This is a genomic window from Pseudomonas sp. A25(2017), assembly GCF_002001065.1.
GTDB classification, from domain to species: domain Bacteria; phylum Pseudomonadota; class Gammaproteobacteria; order Pseudomonadales; family Pseudomonadaceae; genus Aquipseudomonas; species Aquipseudomonas kilonensis.
In genome coordinates this window covers 1-333 of record NZ_MUOA01000009.1, presented here as the reverse complement: position 1 = coordinate 333, position 333 = coordinate 1, and the positions used below count along the sequence as shown (strand labels likewise).

Here is a 333-nt window from a genome sequence, read left to right as displayed (position 1 = left end):
TGAAGTCGTAACAAGGTAGCCGTAGGGGAACCTGCGGCTGGATCACCTCCTTAATCGACGACCGCAGCTGCTTCATGAGCTCCCACACGAATTGCTTGATTCATTGAAGAAGACGAAAGAAGCAGCCAAAAGGGTTGTAGCTTGGTTGGTTAGAGCGCACCCCATGCTCTGTGGTAAAGAGCAGGGTGAGGTCGGCCTTAGTAGCTCGAAATTGGGTCTGTAGCTCAGTTGGTTAGAGCGCACCCCTGATAAGGGTGAGGTCGGCAGTTCGAATCTGCCCAGACCCACCAATTTTGTGTGGGAAACGCCTGTAGAAATACGGGGCCATAGCTC

At 52.9% G+C, this 333-nt stretch carries 1 tRNA gene and 1 rRNA gene; both read left to right on the top strand.

Annotated features, from left to right (window positions below):
* Positions 1-53, top strand: a 16S ribosomal RNA gene (locus B0E42_RS00015); the annotation flags it as partial.
* A 160-nt stretch (positions 54-213) separates the two neighbouring features.
* A tRNA-Ile gene (locus B0E42_RS00010) sits at positions 214-290 on the top strand.
* The last annotated feature ends 43 nt before the right edge of the window (positions 291-333 follow it).